14 protein-coding genes are annotated in these 15,152 nt (G+C 68.8%); 6 read left to right on the top strand and 8 right to left on the bottom strand.

Annotated elements, in window-relative coordinates; genetic code table 11:
- Positions 1-69 precede the first annotated feature (69 nt).
- Genes ASE11_RS05970 through ruvA form a run of 6 tightly spaced genes read right to left on the bottom strand, consistent with a single transcriptional unit; the run spans position 70 to position 6,005 of the window.
- Positions 70-1,068: an SPOR domain-containing protein gene (locus tag ASE11_RS05970; protein WP_082585569.1), complete on the bottom strand. Its 999-nt coding sequence runs from the start codon at positions 1,066-1,068 to the stop codon at positions 70-72.
- 19 nt (positions 1,069-1,087) lie between these two features.
- A complete protein-coding gene (locus ASE11_RS05965; RefSeq protein WP_056267853.1) occupies positions 1,088-1,804 on the bottom strand; it encodes an ABC transporter ATP-binding protein in 717 nt (238 codons plus the stop codon).
- A gap of 4 nt (positions 1,805-1,808) precedes the next feature.
- Positions 1,809-3,035 carry an ABC transporter permease gene (locus tag ASE11_RS05960; RefSeq protein WP_056267850.1) on the bottom strand — a complete coding sequence of 409 codons (1,227 nt, stop codon included), beginning with the start codon at positions 3,033-3,035 and terminating at the stop codon, positions 1,809-1,811.
- 18 nt (positions 3,036-3,053) lie between these two features.
- Complete coding sequence (locus ASE11_RS05955; protein WP_056267846.1) at positions 3,054-4,346, bottom strand: efflux RND transporter periplasmic adaptor subunit; 1,293 nt, start codon at positions 4,344-4,346, stop codon at positions 3,054-3,056.
- A gap of 13 nt (positions 4,347-4,359) precedes the next feature.
- A complete protein-coding gene (gene ruvB, locus ASE11_RS05950) occupies positions 4,360-5,418 on the bottom strand; it encodes a Holliday junction branch migration DNA helicase RuvB (protein WP_056267842.1) in 1,059 nt (352 codons plus the stop codon).
- An 8-nt stretch (positions 5,419-5,426) separates the two neighbouring features.
- Positions 5,427-6,005: a Holliday junction branch migration protein RuvA gene (ruvA, locus tag ASE11_RS05945; RefSeq protein WP_056267840.1), complete on the bottom strand. Its 579-nt coding sequence runs from the start codon at positions 6,003-6,005 to the stop codon at positions 5,427-5,429.
- Positions 6,006-6,111: 106 nt separating this feature from the next.
- Between ruvA and ASE11_RS05940 the strand changes: the two genes are divergently transcribed.
- Genes ASE11_RS05940 through ybeY form a run of 3 tightly spaced genes read left to right on the top strand, consistent with a single transcriptional unit; the run spans position 6,112 to position 7,962 of the window.
- Positions 6,112-7,092 (top strand): PhoH family protein, encoded by a 981-nt coding sequence (locus ASE11_RS05940; RefSeq protein WP_056267838.1) that lies wholly within the window; start codon positions 6,112-6,114, stop codon positions 7,090-7,092.
- Positions 7,093-7,102: 10 nt separating this feature from the next.
- A complete protein-coding gene (locus tag ASE11_RS05935) occupies positions 7,103-7,504 on the top strand; it encodes an MliC family protein (protein ID WP_056267836.1) in 402 nt (133 codons plus the stop codon).
- Complete coding sequence (gene ybeY / locus ASE11_RS05930) at positions 7,504-7,962, top strand: rRNA maturation RNase YbeY (RefSeq protein ID WP_056267832.1); 459 nt, start codon at positions 7,504-7,506, stop codon at positions 7,960-7,962. The genes ASE11_RS05935 and ybeY overlap by 1 nt, the downstream gene beginning before the upstream one ends.
- Before the next feature lie 103 nt (positions 7,963-8,065).
- Here ybeY and dtd read toward each other — a convergent pair whose 3' ends face one another.
- Both dtd and ASE11_RS05920 read right to left on the bottom strand, forming a co-directional pair.
- Complete coding sequence (gene dtd, locus ASE11_RS05925; protein ID WP_056267829.1) at positions 8,066-8,509, bottom strand: D-aminoacyl-tRNA deacylase; 444 nt, start codon at positions 8,507-8,509, stop codon at positions 8,066-8,068.
- Complete coding sequence (locus ASE11_RS05920; protein ID WP_056267826.1) at positions 8,506-9,435, bottom strand: cation diffusion facilitator family transporter; 930 nt, start codon at positions 9,433-9,435, stop codon at positions 8,506-8,508. Before ASE11_RS05920 ends, dtd begins: the two co-directional genes overlap by 4 nt.
- 82 nt (positions 9,436-9,517) lie before the next feature.
- Here ASE11_RS05920 and glgB point away from each other — a divergent pair, with 82 nt between their 5' ends.
- From glgB to malQ, 3 genes are read left to right on the top strand one after another with little or no spacing between them, the layout of a single operon-like run.
- Positions 9,518-11,437 carry a 1,4-alpha-glucan branching protein GlgB gene (gene glgB / locus ASE11_RS05915; protein WP_235501201.1) on the top strand — a complete coding sequence of 640 codons (1,920 nt, stop codon included), beginning with the start codon at positions 9,518-9,520 and terminating at the stop codon, positions 11,435-11,437.
- The gene (gene glgX, locus ASE11_RS05910; protein ID WP_056267820.1) at positions 11,434-13,590 is read left to right on the top strand and encodes a glycogen debranching protein GlgX; all 2,157 of its coding nucleotides are present in this window, start codon (positions 11,434-11,436) and stop codon (positions 13,588-13,590) included. Before glgB ends, glgX begins: the two co-directional genes overlap by 4 nt.
- A complete protein-coding gene (gene malQ / locus ASE11_RS05905; protein ID WP_056267817.1) occupies positions 13,587-15,092 on the top strand; it encodes a 4-alpha-glucanotransferase in 1,506 nt (501 codons plus the stop codon). The genes glgX and malQ overlap by 4 nt, the downstream gene beginning before the upstream one ends.
- Positions 15,093-15,152: the final 60 nt, after the last annotated feature.

The raw sequence follows: 15,152 nt of genomic DNA, 5'->3' as shown, positions 1-15,152 counted from the left end.
AAGTAAAAGGCAAAGAAGTTGCGCGCTTTCATGGGTTGGCAATGTAGCACAGGCCCGCCGTTGTCCGGCTTACTGCCGGAACACCACCGCGTCCAGCCCCAGCGCGCGGATGCGCGGCGCCGCTTCGTCGGCCAGGGCGCGGCTGGCGAACGGCCCGACCCGCACGCGCGTGCGCCGCCCGCTGGAAGAATCGACCACCTGGATGTAGGCCGGCAAGCCCGCATCGATGAGCCGGGTGTGCACGCGCTCGGCGTTGGTGGCGTCGGCGAACAGCCCCACGTTGATGGCGAATCCCTCCTGCGCGGCCGGCGTGGGCGCCGGTGCAGGTGCTGCAGCAATGGCGGGCTCCAAGGACGGTGGTTCGGCCGGTGGCACGGGTGGCGGCTCAGCAACAGACTCCATGGGTGGTGGTGTGGCCACGGCCGCGGTCTCTGCCGGCGCGAGTGGCGATGGTTCGGCAGGCGCCACCACCACCGGCACTGCCACCATCGGCAGCACCTGCCGGTCGGCCGCCCATCGGGACAGCCCCCAGTACATGACGATGGTTGCAACCGCGAGCACCCCGTTGATGGCGCCCAGGCCCAGCAGGCGGCGGCGGTTGCTGGCCCGCAGCGCCAGGGCCACACACGCCTCACGCACGGTTTTGGCCTCGCGAACGGCACGCGTCATGCGGCGACGCGCGTCGGCATGCAGCCAGGCGTTGCCATAAACACCGGGGATCAGGCAGCTCAGCACAAGGATCGCGCCCAGAAGGCCCCCATCGAGGAGAGACGGCCGGGCCAGCCATTCGCGTCCCAGCCCCAGCCCCAGCACCAGCAGGGCCAGCCCTTCCACCGCCGCCACGTACACCAGAGCCAAGCCCCAGAGCTGTCGAAAAGCCAGCCAGTTCAGTGTCAGGAGCGCTGCAGCCCAGTTCCAGCTGGGACCGGAGCGGCCCGCCTCGTCGAAGCGGGCAAATACGGGCAGATAACGACCGACATTCACCGGGCCCAAGGCCGCGCGGTAGAGCGCGGTGGTGGCGGTCTCCGAAGCGGGCTGCGGCGTCACGGGCATGCCGGATTCTGGCATGGTGCCCACGGTGTGTTTTCTAGGTGTGAACGATGGGTTCGTCGCGCGAGATGCGACCGTCCACCAGTTCCACCAGCCGGTCGCAGCGCGCCGCCAGGCGCGGATCGTGCGTGACCACGACGAAGGACACACCTCGCTCGGCGTGCATGCGGCGCAGCTGCACGAACACCTCGTCGGACGACGCCGTGTCGAGGTTGCCGGTGGGCTCGTCGGCCAACACCAGCGGTGGCTCCATCACCAGCGCCCGTGCGATCGCCACGCGCTGTTGCATGCCGCCCGAGAGCTGCGACGGTCGCTTGTCCATGGCCTGGGCGAGCCCCACCGCGTCCAGCAGTTCGCGCGCCTTGGCCAGTTGCACCGCACTCACATGGCCTTCGGCCATGAGCGCGGGCATGGTCACGTTTTCCAGCGCGGTGAAGGCCGGCAGCAGGTGGTGGAACTGGAACACGAAGCCCAAGAGGTTGCGTCGGCGCATGGTGAGGCCGTGGTCATCCAGACCCTGCACCTCTTCGCCCTGGAAGCGGTAGGTGCCCGAGCTCATGCGTTCGAGCAGGCCGATGATGCTGAGCAAGGTGCTCTTGCCCGAACCCGACGGCCCGATGAGCGCGATGAACTCGCCAGGCATCACACGCAGGTTCAGGCCGTGCAGCACCTCGGCCTCGCTGGGCAGGCCAACGTTGTAGGACTTGCGGACGGCGCTGAGCTCGATCAGCGGGACGGTGCTGGAGGGGTTCATCGCGTCACAAGCGGATGGCCTGTCCCGGGTCCATCGCTGCGGCGCGACGGGCCGGCGCAATGGCCGCCAGCACGCCGCAGGCGGTGGCCATGACGGCCACCTGCAGCGCGAGCAGGGGCGGCAGCACAATGAAGAACAGCGGCTGCCCATCGGAGCCGCGCACGAAAGTGGTGAACACCCAGATCATGAACACGGCCAGCGCAATGCCGAGCACCGAGCCCACCGCGCCCACCACCGCGCCCTGCACCAGGAACACCCGCAGCACCTGTCCGCGCGTGGCACCCATGGCGCGCAGGATGCCGATCTCGCGGCGCTTCTGCACCACCGACACCACCAGCACGCTGGCGATGCCCAGCACCACCACCACCAGCACCACGGCCCGGATGAGGCCCGTGCTCACCGACTGCGCGTTGAGCGCCGAGACCAGTTGGGCGTTGCTCTCCTGCCAGCTCTCAAACTGGTAGGGCAGCTGACGGCGCAGGTCATCGACCAGCCCCTGCGCGGCCCACACGTCGTTGACCGTCAGATCGATGGTGGTGGCGCCACCGGGCAGGCCGAGCAGACTTTGCGCACCCCGCAGCGGCAGGATCACGGTGCGCCGGTTGAGTTCTTTCACACCGAAATCGACCAGTGCGGTCACGCGCACCGATTCGCTCACGCTGCTGGTCTGTACCGTGAGGCGGTCGCCCACGCGCACGCCCAGATCGGCCGCGAGATCGCGCCCCACGATCGCCTCGCCCGGCGCCAGGCGCGCGCTGCCGCTGACCACCTTGCTGCGCAGGCCGACGATGTGGTCGTAGCGGTCGAGCTCCACACCGAACAGCGAGACGGATTGTGTGGCCTCGCCGCGCAGCGCCAGCGCACCACCGGCCACCATGGGCGAGACTGCCGCGATGCCGGGCAGGCGTTCAAGCTGTGGCACCAAGGCCTGCCAGTTGGCCACCGAGCGTAGGCGCTGCGCGCGCGGCTGGGCTTCTGTCAGGGTGGTCGTGCCGGCCGCCCTGATGGCGGGCGGCGCCACCACGTCGTCGGGCGCGCTCAGGGTGATGTGGGCCTGCGCGCCGAGTGTCTTGTTCAGGGTGTTGGTCTGCAGGCCGCTGATGAGCGCCGAGATGTAGGCGATCACGGCCACTCCGGCGGCCACGCCCACGATGATGAGCACGGTTTGCATGCGCCCTTCGCGCAGGAAGCGCAACGCGACGCGCCTCTCGAAACCCAGCCATGTGCTCATATGAGAATCCAGGCGTTTTCAGCGCCCCATGGCGTTGGTCAGTGCAGCGCCCGCGTCGGGCGCTGCCGCACCGGGGGTCATGCGCGTGCCCGGCTGCCACGGCACCCGTCGCACGCGCACGCGGTCGTCGGCCTGGGGCGTGCCGCCCATCAGCACCAGCTCACCCTCGGCCAGCCCGTCCACCACCTCGGCGGCGTCGAGCGTGCGCAGGCCGAGCTTCACCGAGCGGGCGCGCGCGTGGCCCTCGGAACTCACCATCACGGTGGCCGAGCCGTCGGGCAGCGAGTTGCGCAACGCGGCCAGCGGCAACACCAGCGCCCGCTCGCGCCTGGCGGTTTCCACCTCGACCGACACCGTCATGTCTTCGCGCAGGAAAGCCGGCGCAGGCGCGTCCAGCGCGAGCTTGACTTCAATGGCACCGCGCTGCGCATCGACCGACGGGGCTATGGACAGCACGCGCGCGGCCAGGGGCTGCTCGGCAAATGCATCGGCCACCACCCGCGCACTCTGGCCCGGTTGCAGTTGTTCAAGGAAGCGCTCGTCCACCTGCGCGCTGATCTGCGTGGGGCCGGCCAGGGCCAGCTCCAGCAAGGCTTTGCCAGGCTGCACGATCTGGCCGGGCTCGACCTCGCGCAACAGCACCTGCGCATCGGCCGGGGCCACCAGCGTGGCTTGCGCCATCCGGGCCTGCGCCGCCTGGGTGGTGGCTTGTGCCACGGCCAGTTGAGCCTGGGCCTGCACCAGATCAGAACCTGTTTCTTCATTGGCCCGCGTCTGCGCACGCGCGCTGGTCTGCTGTGCCTGGGCCACTTCCAGAGCGCGCAGGACCTCGTCCAGACGCGAGGCACTCACGAAGCCTTGCGCCACCAGCTGTTCGGTGCGTTTGAGCTCGGCTTGAGCGGCGCGCACGGTGGCTTCGGTCTGGGCCAGCGCGGCCTGGGCGGCGGTGCGCCCGGTGCTGCGCAAGCCCGCCAGCCGCGCGGAGGCCTGGCGCTCGGCCGCCTCCGCCTGCGTGAATGCTGCGGCGAGTTCGTCGGATTCCAGGCGCAGCAGCACGTCGCCCCGGCGAACGTTGGCGCCTTCTTCCACCAGCACAGCCTGCACCCGCCCGGTGATGGTGCTGCCGATCTCCACCCGCGACAGCGTGGCCACGCGGGCCGAAAACTGCAGGCTGCGCACCAGGGGCGCCGACCGCAGTTCCACGGCGTCCACCTTCGGGTGGCGCCAGAGCCAGCCGGCCCAGAACGCGAGCAGCAGCAACACCCCTGCTGCGCCCCATCCCCAGCGACGTTGAGCGGAAGACAGGGTCATGGCGGAAGCGGCTTCAGTTGCCGGGCTGGAACAGCCCGTTGTCGGTGGTGGGCGGGGCCACGCCCAGGTGCCGGTAGGCCGCCAGCGTGGCGATGCGCCCACGCGGCGTGCGCTGCAAAAAGCCCTGCTGGATCAGGTAGGGCTCGATCACGTCTTCGATGGTGTCGCGCTCCTCGCCGATGCTGGCCGCAATGTTGTCCAGTCCGACCGGGCCGCCGTCGAAGCGGTGGATCACGGCCTCGAGCAGCTTGCGGTCCATCAGATCGAAGCCCTGCGGGTCCACGTCGAGCATGGCCAGCGCGCGGTTGGCAATGTCTTTGGTGATGTTGCCCGTGCCCTTCACGTCGGCGAAGTCGCGCACCCGGCGCAGCAGCCGGTTCGCGATGCGCGGTGTGCCGCGCGAGCGGCGCGCGATCTCGAAGCCACCCTCCTCGTCCATCGGCGCATTCAGCAAACCTGCGCTGCGTTTGACGATGCGGCCGAGCTCTTCCGAGGTGTAGAACTCCAGGCGCGCGACGATGCCGAAGCGGTCGCGCAGCGGGTTGGTGAGCATGCCGGCGCGGGTGGTCGCGCCCACCAGGGTGAACGGCTGCAGGTCGAGCTTGATGCTGCGAGCAGCTGGTCCTTCGCCGATCATGATGTCGATCTGGTAGTCCTCCAGCGCGGGGTACAGGATCTCCTCGACGACCGGGCTGAGCCGGTGGATCTCGTCGATGAAGAGCACGTCGTTGGCTTCGAGGTTGGTCAGCAGCGCGGCCAGGTCCTTGGGTTTTTCCAGCACCGGCCCGCTGGTCTGGCGCAGGTTCACGCCGAGCTCCTGCGCAATGATGTGGCTCAGCGTGGTCTTGCCCAGCCCCGGCGGGCCGAACAGCAGCACGTGATCCAGCGCCTCGTTGCGCTTCTTTGCCGCGCCGATGAAGATCTCCAGCTGCTCGCGCACCTTCACCTGGCCCACGTATTCGTCGAGCAGCTTGGGCCGCAGCGCGCGCTCGATCGCCTCTTCCTTGGGCGAGGCCGGCGCAGCGGACACCATGCGCGGCGCGGGGGCGAAGTCGTCGGTCTGGATGCTCATTTACTTCTTCATTTCGCCAGTGCCTTCAGCGCGAGCTTGATGCCCTCGCTCACACCCACATCGGCCGGCAGGGGCTTGAGGGCAGCGGCGGCGTCCTTGTCGCTGTAGCCCAGCGCCATCAGGGCCTGCTGGATGTCGCTCTGCACGTCGCTCTGCGCCGGGCCGGCGCCGCCCAGGTTCAAGTCGGCACCCAGCTTGCCCTTGAGTTCGAGCAACAGGCGCTCGGCGGTCTTCTTGCCGATGCCGGGCACCTTGATGATGCGGCCACTGTCCTGCGCGCTGATGGCCTGGGCCAGGTCGCCCACGCTCATGCCCGAGAGCACCGAGAGCGCGGTGCGCGGACCCACGCCACTGATCTTGATGAGCTGGCGAAAGGCCTCACGTTCGGGGGCGGTGCCAAAGCCGTAGAGAATCTGGGCGTCCTCGCGCACCACGAAGTGGGTGAGCAGGGCCACTTTTTCACCGGTGCCGGGCAGGTTGTAAAACGTGCTCATGGGCACGTCGACCTCGTAACCGACACCGTGGCAGTCCAGCAGGATCTGGGGTGGGTTTTTCTCCAGCAACGTACCGGTCAACTTGCCTATCATCTGGATATCCTTTGTCGTTCGCCGGGCCGTCCCAAGAACGACAGCACCCCCTCGGGGGGCCTGGCGCAGCCAGGTTTGGGGGCTTCAATTTCAAGGAATTATCGGCTTGATTCTCAGACACACCTTCTCCCCGCCCGACAACGTCCGCATGGGTCACCTCTGCGGCCCGCTGGACAGCCACATCCGCAGCATCGAGGCGGCCTTGCAGGTCAAGGTGGCGCACCGTTTCGAGCAGTTCCGCATCGAGGGCACCAAACCCAAGGTGAACCAGGCGCTGGAAACCCTGCAGGCCATGTACGAGATGGCGAAGAAGCCGATTCCGGCCGAGCAGGTGCAGCTCATGCTCAGCGGCGACACCGCCCTGGTCGACCCCGGCGATGGTGCCCTGGCCATGCAGACGCGCCGCGGCGAGGTGCGCGGGCGCACGCCCAACCAGGCGCGCTACCTGGAGAACATGGCCACGCACGACATCACCTTCGGCATCGGCCCGGCCGGCACCGGCAAGACGTATCTCGCCGTGGCCTGCGCTGTGGACGCGCTGGAGCGCAGCGCGGTGCAGCGCATCGTGCTCACGCGCCCGGCCGTGGAAGCCGGTGAAAAGTTGGGCTTCCTGCCCGGCGACCTGGGCCAGAAGGTGGACCCGTACCTGCGCCCGCTGTACGACGCGCTCTATGACCTGATGGGCGCCGAGAAGGTGCAGAAGGCCTTCGAGCGCCAGCAGATCGAGATCGCACCGCTGGCCTTCATGCGCGGACGCACGCTCAACCACGCCTTCGTGATCCTGGACGAGGCGCAGAACACCACGGTGGAGCAGATGAAGATGTTCCTCACCCGCATCGGCTTCGGCGCCAAGGCGGTGATCACCGGCGACGTGAGCCAGATCGACCTGCCGCGCACCGAGCTGAGCGGCCTGATCGACGCCGAGCGTGTGTTGAAGCGCGTGCAGGGCATCGCGATCACGCGCCTGTCCAGCGCCGACGTGGTGCGCCACCCGCTGGTGGCGCGCATCGTGGACGCCTACGACGCGCGCACGCCTCACATTGAAGATGCCGCACCTGCCAAGCGGGCGCGTCGCAAGGCAGCCTGAAAACCGACCCATGCACCCGACACTCATCACCCGAGCACTCACCGGCCTGCTGGCCCTGCTGCCTTTCACGGCCTTCGGCCAGGGCAGCCCACCCGCACCCGCCGCGCCCACGCTGATCTTCAGCAGCCAGGCGGTGCAATACCGCTGCGACGGGGGGGCCGAAATCGAGCTGGTCTATCTGAACCTGAGCAACGGCAATGCGTTTGCCGCCCTGCACTTCGACGGCCGCACCGTGATGCTGCAGGGGCGCCGCGCCACCACCGGTGTGCGCTTCGTCGCGCTCGACGAGCAGAACAGCCTGCGCTGGTACACCCAGGGCATGAAGGGCGAGCTCAGCTTTCTGGCCGCCGACCACACCGCGCAGGAAAAGACGCTGCTGGCCAACTGCTTTGCCCAACCGGGCAAACGCTGATGGCCCTGCACGCACTCACCCTGTCGTTGCAGTTCGGCGAGCTCGCCGATGCGGCCAACCACCGCGCCGCGCTGCCGCGCCACACAGTGGCGCGCTGCATTCGCCACGCACTCGACGCCGATGCCGAGATCACCGTGCGCATCGTCGACGCCGAAGAAGGGCAGGCGCTCAACCGCGATTACCGGGGCAAGGACTACGCCACCAACGTGTTGACCTTCGACTACGCCACCGAGCCGCTGGTGATGGCCGATCTGGTGCTGTGCGCACCGGTGGTGGCGCGCGAAGCCGCCGAGCTGAAGAAGCCGCTGGCCGAGCACTACGCACACCTGCTGGTGCACGGCACGCTGCATGCGCAGGGCTGGGACCACGAGACCAGCGAGGCGGATGCTGAAGAAATGGAAGCGCGCGAGACCGAGATCCTGGCCGGCTTGGGCCAGCCCAACCCCTACGCCCGATAAAACCGCTCAACCCAAACCCACCGTTCATCCTGAGCTTGTCGAAGGGTTCTCACGAAGCAGGCAGGCCAGGGCTTCGACAAGCTCAGCCCGAACGGAGATCTCGTCAGGTCGTGATCCGCAGCGGGATCGTCACCGGTCCATCGTTGACCAGGTGCACCTGCATGTCGGCACCAAAGCGGCCGGTCTGCACCACCGGATGTGCAGCGCGCGCCGCCTTCACGAACGCATCAAAGAGCGCCTCGCCCAACGCCGGCGGCGCAGCCCCCGTGAATCCCGGGCGGTTGCCACTCTTCGTGTCGGCCGCCAGGGTGAACTGGCTCACGATGAGCAGGCCGCCGCCGATGTCCTGCACGCTCAGGTTCATCTTGCCGGCGGCGTCGCCAAAGATCCGCAGCTTCAGGATCTTGGCGAGCGTCTTCTCGCCCACCGCCTCGGTGTCATCAGGCTCGGCGCACAGCAGCACCAGCAGGCCTGGGCCGACCGAGCCGACGATCTCACCGCCGATTTCCACACGGGCTTCACTCACGCGCTGCAGGACAGCAATCAAATCAGATCCTTCTCGTCGTCAAAGTGCGCTTCCACGTCGCTGGGCAGCAGCTGGATGGTCGCGCGCAGCCCCGGCACCGCGCTCATCAGCGCCTGCTCCACGCTCGCGCGCACAGCAGCCGCCCGGCCCAGCGACCAGCTTGCCGGCATGTGCATGTGCAGGTCAACAAAGCGGCGTTGGCCGGCCTTGCGCGTGCTCACGTGGTCAAACCGGATGATGCTGGCTTCACCTTCGCCGGACGCGAAATCGCCCAGCGTCCGCTGGATCGTGGCCATCACCTCGGGCTCCAGCGCCTCGTCCATCAGTCCCTGCGACGAGCGCCACATGAGGTGGAATCCCTCTTTCAGGATGTTGGCCGCCACCCCCATGGCCACGAGCGGGTCGAGCCAGAGCCAGCCGGTGAAGTGCACCAGGGCAATGCCCACCACCACGCCCACCGAGGTCCACACGTCGGTGACCAGGTGTTTGGCGTCGGCTTCCAGCGCGATCGACCGGTGCTCACGGGCGGCGCGAAACATCACCCAGGCCAGCAGGCCGTTGAGAGCGGAACTCACCACCGAGAGCGCCAGACCCCAGCCCACCTGTTCGATCGGCTGCGGATCAATCAGCCGGTGCCCGGCGACCCAGATGATGCCCAGTGCCGCCGCGATGATCAAAATGCCCTCGAAACCCGACGAAAAATACTCCGCCTTGTGGTGGCCGTAGGGGTGGTCCTGGTCGGCCGGACGGGCCGCGATGGTGACCATCACCAGGCCGAACACCGCGCTGGCCAGGTTCACCAGCGACTCCATCGCGTCGGACAGCAGGCCCACCGAGTCGGTGATGAGCCAGGCCCCCGTCTTGAGTGCGATGGTCATGAGGGCCACCACAACCGAGGCCATGAGCAGGCGTTGGGGGGTGAGCAGGCGCGCGCGGTCGGGGGTCATGCCGTGATTGTCCTCCACCGCCCTGAAGGAAATGTCTGCCCGGGGCGTGGGCGGTGCCAGAATGGAACGCCCCACAGCAACCATGACCACGACGCCGCCCCCACCCTGCACCGCAGCCCCCGCCTCCCCCAGCTTCTGGCTCGGCGAGACCGATGTCTGGCTGCTGGCCGAAGGCAAGCACCTGCGCCCCTGGCAGAAGCTCGGCGCCCACGCCACCACGCTGGACGGACAGGCGGGCACCGCGTTTGCCGTCTGGGCGCCACACGCGCGACTCGTCGGGCTGGTGGGTGACTTCAACCAATGGCGCGCGCAACCCATGCGCCTGCGTCCCGAGTGTGGCGTGTGGGAGCTGTTCGTGCCTGGCGCGGCAGTGGGCGACTGGTACAAGTTCGAGGTGCAGGGCAGCGACGGCCGTCACGTCTTCAAGACCGACCCTTACGCCCGCGAGACCGAGCTGCCGCCGGGCAACGCGGCCCGCGTGTGCGAACCCTTGCGACCCGCCGCCGACCGAGGCGGCGCGGCCCATGAGCGCCCGGCAGTGCCCATGGCCATCTACGAGGTGCACGTGGGGTCGTGGCGCCGGCCCGACGGCCCGCACACCGTGCCCACCTGGGACGACCTGACCACCCACCTCGTGCCCTACGCGGTGGATATGGGCTTCACCCACCTGGAGCTGCTGCCGGTGAGCGAGCACCCGTTCTACGCCTCGTGGGGCTACCAGCCCACCGGCCTGTACGCGCCCACCGCGCGCCACGGTTCACCCGAATCGTTCCGGCGCTTCGTGCAGGCCGCGCACGCCGCCGGGCTCAAGATCATCCTGGACTGGGTGCCCGCCCACTTCCCCACCGACGAACACGCGCTGGCCCGCTTCGACGGCACGGCGCTGTATGAACACGCCGATCCGCGCGAAGGTTTCCACCGCGACTGGAACACCCTCATCTACAACTTCGGCCGCTTCGAGGTGCGCAACTTCCTGGTCGGCAACGCACTGTTCTGGGTCGAGCAGTACGGCATCGACGGCCTGCGCGTGGACGCGGTGGCCTCCATGCTCTACCGAGACTACAGCCGCCCGGCCGGCGAGTGGGTGCCCAACGAGCACGGCGGGCGCGAGAACTACGAGGCCATTGCCTTCCTGCGCGAGGTGCACGAGGTGCTTCACCAGGAGGCACCGCGCGCCACCACCTACGCCGAAGAATCCACCGCGTTCCCGCGCGTGACCGGCCCCGTGGCCGAGGGCGGGCTGGGCTTCGACCACAAATGGAACATGGGCTGGATGCACGACACCCTGTCGTACTTCGCGCTCGATCCAATCCACCGGCGCTGGCACCACAACAAGCTGACCTTCGCGATGATGTACGCGCACACCGAAGACTACGTGCTGCCGCTCTCGCACGACGAAGTGGTGCACGGCAAGGGCTCCCTGCTGACCAAGATGGCCGGCGACCGCTGGCAACAGCGGGCCAACCTGCGCGCGCTGTACGCCTGGATGTACGCCCACCCGGGCAAGAAGCTGCTCTTCATGGGGGCCGAGCTGGCTCCAGCCACCGAGTGGGACCACGACGCCGAGCTGCCCTGGCATCTGCTGAAAGACCCGGCGCATGCCGGCGTGCAGCACCTGGTGCGCGATCTCAACCATATCTACCGCAGCGCACCGGCCCTGCATGCCCGCGACACCGACCCCTACAGCTTCCAGTGGCTGGTGGTGGACGACGCCGACCATTCGGTGCTGGCCTTCGCTCGCTACGGCCACGCGCTCGAAGACACGGTGGTGGTGATCGCCAACCTCACCCCCATGGTGCGCCACGGCTACCGCGTGGGCCTGCCGTACGGCGGGGACTGGTACGAGCGGCTCAACACCGACTCCAGCCACTACGCCGGCAGCAACGTGGGCAACCACGGCCGCGTGGTGGCCGACGACGTGGCGCAGCACGGCCAGCGCTGGTCGGCCGTCTTGACGCTGCCACCGCTAGCTGTGTTGTGGCTCCAGCCAGAACAGGCATGACGCCCTCCTGCGGCTCTCCTGCGCTGGGTGCGCATCTTTGCCACCAGCAGGGCGAGGGCGGCGTGCACTTCTCGGTCTGGGCACCCGATGCCCATGGGGCGGACGTCTGCCTGTTCGAACCCGGCGCTGCGGTTGAACAGCGCCGCGTGGCACTGGCACCTTTGGGTGATGGCGTGTGGGCGGCCTTCGTGCCCGGCGTGACCGCCGGCCAGCTTTACGGGCTGCGCGCCAGCGGCCCGTGGTTGCCCGAAACTGGCCACCGCTTCAACCCCGCCCGCCTGCTGCTCGACCCCTGGGCGCTGGCGCTGGTGGGCAACACCGATCGACTGGCGCTGCAATCCGGTCACGCCTGCGCCGACCCCGTGCACCTCACGCAGGCCTGGAGCGAGCACCAGCCCGACCCCACCGACAACGCCGCCCACATGCCGCGCTGCGTCGTGGTGGACGCACAAGCCGAGCTGGCCGCGGGCCTGGCCATCGCGCCCCGGCCCGCCGTGGCCAGTGACCGCGTGGTGATCTACGAAGCGCACGTGAAGGCCCTCACCCGCCTGCACCCCGAGGTGCCCGAGCACCAGCGCGGCACCTACGCGGCCCTCGCCCACCCCGCCGTGGTGCAGCACCTGCAGCGCCTGGGCATCACCACCGTGTGCCTGCTGCCGGTGCACCAGCACATCAGCGAACGCCACCTGATTGAACGGGGCTTGAGCAACCACTGGGGCTACAACACGCTCAACGTGTTTTCGCCTGAACCGGCCTACGCCGCGGCCACTTCCGAAGACACCACCGCCGTGCGCGCCGAGTTCCGCCAGATGGTCGACACGCTGCACCGCGCGGGCATCGAGGTGGTGCTCGACGTGGTCTTCAACCACACGGCCGAGAGCGATCTCAACGGCCCCACCCTCGCCTGGCGCGGTCTGGGCCAGAACCGCTGGTACGCCATGGGTGAACACGGCGTGCCGCACAACTTCAGCGGCACCGGCAACAGCCTGGCGTTCAGCGAGCCGCGCGTGTTGCAGTGGGTGATGGACAGCCTGCGCTGGTGGGTGCGGGCCTTCGGTGTGGACGGTTTCCGCTTTGATCTCGCGGTCTCGCTGGGCCGCGACGCCGCACTCGACCACGCCTTCAACCCGCGCAGTGCCTTGCTGAACGCGATGGCGCAAGACCCGGTGCTGCGCGGCGTGCGCCTGATCGCCGAGCCCTGGGACGTGGGGCCGAACGGGTACCACCTGGGTGGGTTCGAGGCCGGCTGGCTGGAGTGGAACGACCGCTTCCGCGACGGCGTGCGCGCCTTCTGGCTTGGCCACCACGGCACGCGCGGCGAGCTCGCCACGCGCACATGCGCCAGCGGCGACCTGTTCAACCAGCGCGGCCGCCGGCCCACCGCCAGCGTGAACATGGTCACCGCGCACGACGGCTTCAATCTGGCCGATCTGACCGCCTACCAGCAAAAGCACAACGCCGCCAATGGTGAAGACGACCGAGACGGCCATGGCCACAACCTCAGCGCCAACGGAGGAACGGAGGGCGCGACCGACGACCCCATGGTGCTGCACCGCCGTGGCCTGTGGCGCCGCGCCCTGCTGGCCACGCTCTTCTGCGCACAGGGCACGCCGCAGCTGCTGGCCGGCGACGAACTCGGCCACAGCCAGCAAGGCAACAACAACTGCTACTGCCAGGACAACGAGACCACCTGGCTCGACTGGGCCCACGCCGACACCGAACTCGCCGACTTCGTCGCCGGTCTTGCCGCGCTGCGGCGGGAGCACCCCGGCCTGCGCCACGCACGCTGGTTCGAAGGCGTTGGCCACGCGCCCGACATCGCCTGGCTCGACACCGACGGGCAGCCCATGCGACCCAACGCCTGGCAAGCGCGCGACCACCACACGCTCACGGCCCTGATCACCGTGGGTGACGGCGACGCACCGCCCCATGAGAGCCTGCTCCTGGTCTGGCACGCCGCCCACGGCCACTGCCGGCTCACGCTGCCGCCCGGCGACTGGGGCGTGCTGATGGACAGCGCCCGCGCGCTGGTGGCGCCGCCGGGCCAGGCCCCTGACACGGTCACCACCCGGCTGCCGCTGCATGAAGCCGGCGTGTGGGTGCTGGTCCAGGGCTTGCATGCGCCCGATGGCACCCCACCGGGTCTGCCATGAACATCGCCATCCACCCTCATCTGGCGCGCCGCACCAGCGGCGTGCTGCTGCACATCACCAGCCTGCCCGGCCCCAACGGCTCGGGCGACCTCGGCATCGGCGCGCGCCATTTCGTGGACTGGCTCGCGTCGGCCGGTCAATCGATGTGGCAGATCCTGCCGCTGTCGCCGGCGGGCCCGGGCAATTCGCCCTACCAGAGCGTCTCGGCCTTCGCCGGCAGCCCGCTCATGGTGGACCTGGACGATCTGGTCCAGATGGGCTGGCTGCCCTGGATGCCGACCCAGGGCTTCGATCACCACCACTGCGACTTCGAGCGCGTGGCGCCCTGGCGCATGGCCTGCCTGCGCAAGGCCTGGGAGGGCTTCAGCCAGCGCGCCAGCGACGACTGCCGCGAGACACTGGCCGACTTCTGCACCGACCACGCGCACTGGCTCGACGACTACGCCCTTTTCATGGTGCTGCACGAGCGCCACATCGGCAGCTGGCCGCAGTGGCCCGCGCCCCTCGCGCAACGCGACCCGGCGGCACTCGCCGAGGTGCGCCAGCATTCGCCCAAGGCACTGGGTTTCTGGCAGTTCGTGCAGTGGCGCTTCTGGGTGCAGTGGCAAGCGCTGCGCGACTACGCCCGCAGCCGCGGCGTGCAGATCGTGGGTGATGCACCCATCTTCGTGGCCCACCACAGCGCCGACGTGTGGGCGCATGCGAACCAGTTTTTGCTCGACGACGACTTCGAACCTCGCGTGGTGGCCGGTGTGCCGCCCGACTATTTCAGCGTCACCGGCCAACGCTGGGGCAACCCGCTCTACAACTGGCCGGTCATGGCACAGAACGGCTACCGCTGGTGGAAGGAGCGGGTGGCGCACCTGTTCCAGCAGGTTGACGTGGTGCGGCTGGACCACTTCCGCGGCTTCGAGGCGCACTGGGAAATCCCGGCCAGCGAACCCACCGCGGTGGCCGGCCAATGGCAAAGCGGCCCGGGCCTGCCGCTCTTTGCAGCCTTGCAGGAAGAGCTGGGTCCGCTGGCCATCATCGCGGAAGACCTGGGCCTGATCACGCCCGAGGTGACCGCACTGCGCGTGGCCTGCGGCTTTCCCGGCATGCGCATCCTGCAGTTCGCCTTTGGCGGCGATGCGGCCAACCCCTACCTGCCGCACAACCTGGAACGCAACTGCGTGGCCTACACCGGCACGCACGACAACGACACCACCCTGGGCTGGTGGCGCGCCGCCTCTGCGCACGACAAAACCGCCGCGCGCGCCTACCTGGGCCCCGCGGTGGACACCGAGCCGCACTGGACGCTGATCACGGCGCTGTCGCAGTCGGTGGCCAACACGCTGGTGCTGCCGTTCCAGGACGTGTTGGGTCTGGACGGCAAGCACCGCATGAACACGCCGGGACAAGCCACCGGCTGCTGGGAATGGCGCTTCGACTGGCGCCAGGTCGACCACCGGCCCGCCCAACGCCTGCTCGCCTTGACCCGCGCGCACGGCCGAATACCCTGAACGGCAACAGCCTGGCCTGTTCCCGTTTCACGATTCCCGTTTCAATGAGCCAGTGCGCAC

Source organism: Hydrogenophaga sp. Root209 (assembly GCF_001428625.1).
Lineage (GTDB): Bacteria > Pseudomonadota > Gammaproteobacteria > Burkholderiales > Burkholderiaceae_C > Hydrogenophaga.
This window is presented reverse-complemented; position numbering and strand designations above follow the sequence as displayed.

Bases quoted from the DNA above. Each gene is read 5' to 3' on its own strand.
- ASE11_RS05970 (WP_082585569.1), bottom strand. From the start codon at position 1,068: ATGCCAGAATCCGGCATGCCCGTGACGCCGCAGCCCGCTTCGGAGACC.
- ASE11_RS05965 (WP_056267853.1), bottom strand. From the start codon at position 1,804: ATGAACCCCTCCAGCACCGTCCCGCTGATCGAGCTCAGCGCCGTCCGC.
- ASE11_RS05960 (WP_056267850.1), bottom strand. From the start codon at position 3,035: ATGAGCACATGGCTGGGTTTCGAGAGGCGCGTCGCGTTGCGCTTCCTG.
- ASE11_RS05955 (WP_056267846.1), bottom strand. From the start codon at position 4,346: ATGACCCTGTCTTCCGCTCAACGTCGCTGGGGATGGGGCGCAGCAGGG.
- ruvB (WP_056267842.1), bottom strand. From the start codon at position 5,418: ATGAGCATCCAGACCGACGACTTCGCCCCCGCGCCGCGCATGGTGTCC.
- ruvA (WP_056267840.1), bottom strand. From the start codon at position 6,005: ATGATAGGCAAGTTGACCGGTACGTTGCTGGAGAAAAACCCACCCCAG.
- ASE11_RS05935 (WP_056267836.1), top strand. From the start codon at position 7,103: ATGCACCCGACACTCATCACCCGAGCACTCACCGGCCTGCTGGCCCTG.
- ybeY (WP_056267832.1), top strand. From the start codon at position 7,504: ATGGCCCTGCACGCACTCACCCTGTCGTTGCAGTTCGGCGAGCTCGCC.
- ASE11_RS05920 (WP_056267826.1), bottom strand. From the start codon at position 9,435: ATGACCCCCGACCGCGCGCGCCTGCTCACCCCCCAACGCCTGCTCATG.
- glgB (WP_235501201.1), top strand. From the start codon at position 9,518: ATGACCACGACGCCGCCCCCACCCTGCACCGCAGCCCCCGCCTCCCCC.
- glgX (WP_056267820.1), top strand. From the start codon at position 11,434: ATGACGCCCTCCTGCGGCTCTCCTGCGCTGGGTGCGCATCTTTGCCAC.
- malQ (WP_056267817.1), top strand. From the start codon at position 13,587: ATGAACATCGCCATCCACCCTCATCTGGCGCGCCGCACCAGCGGCGTG.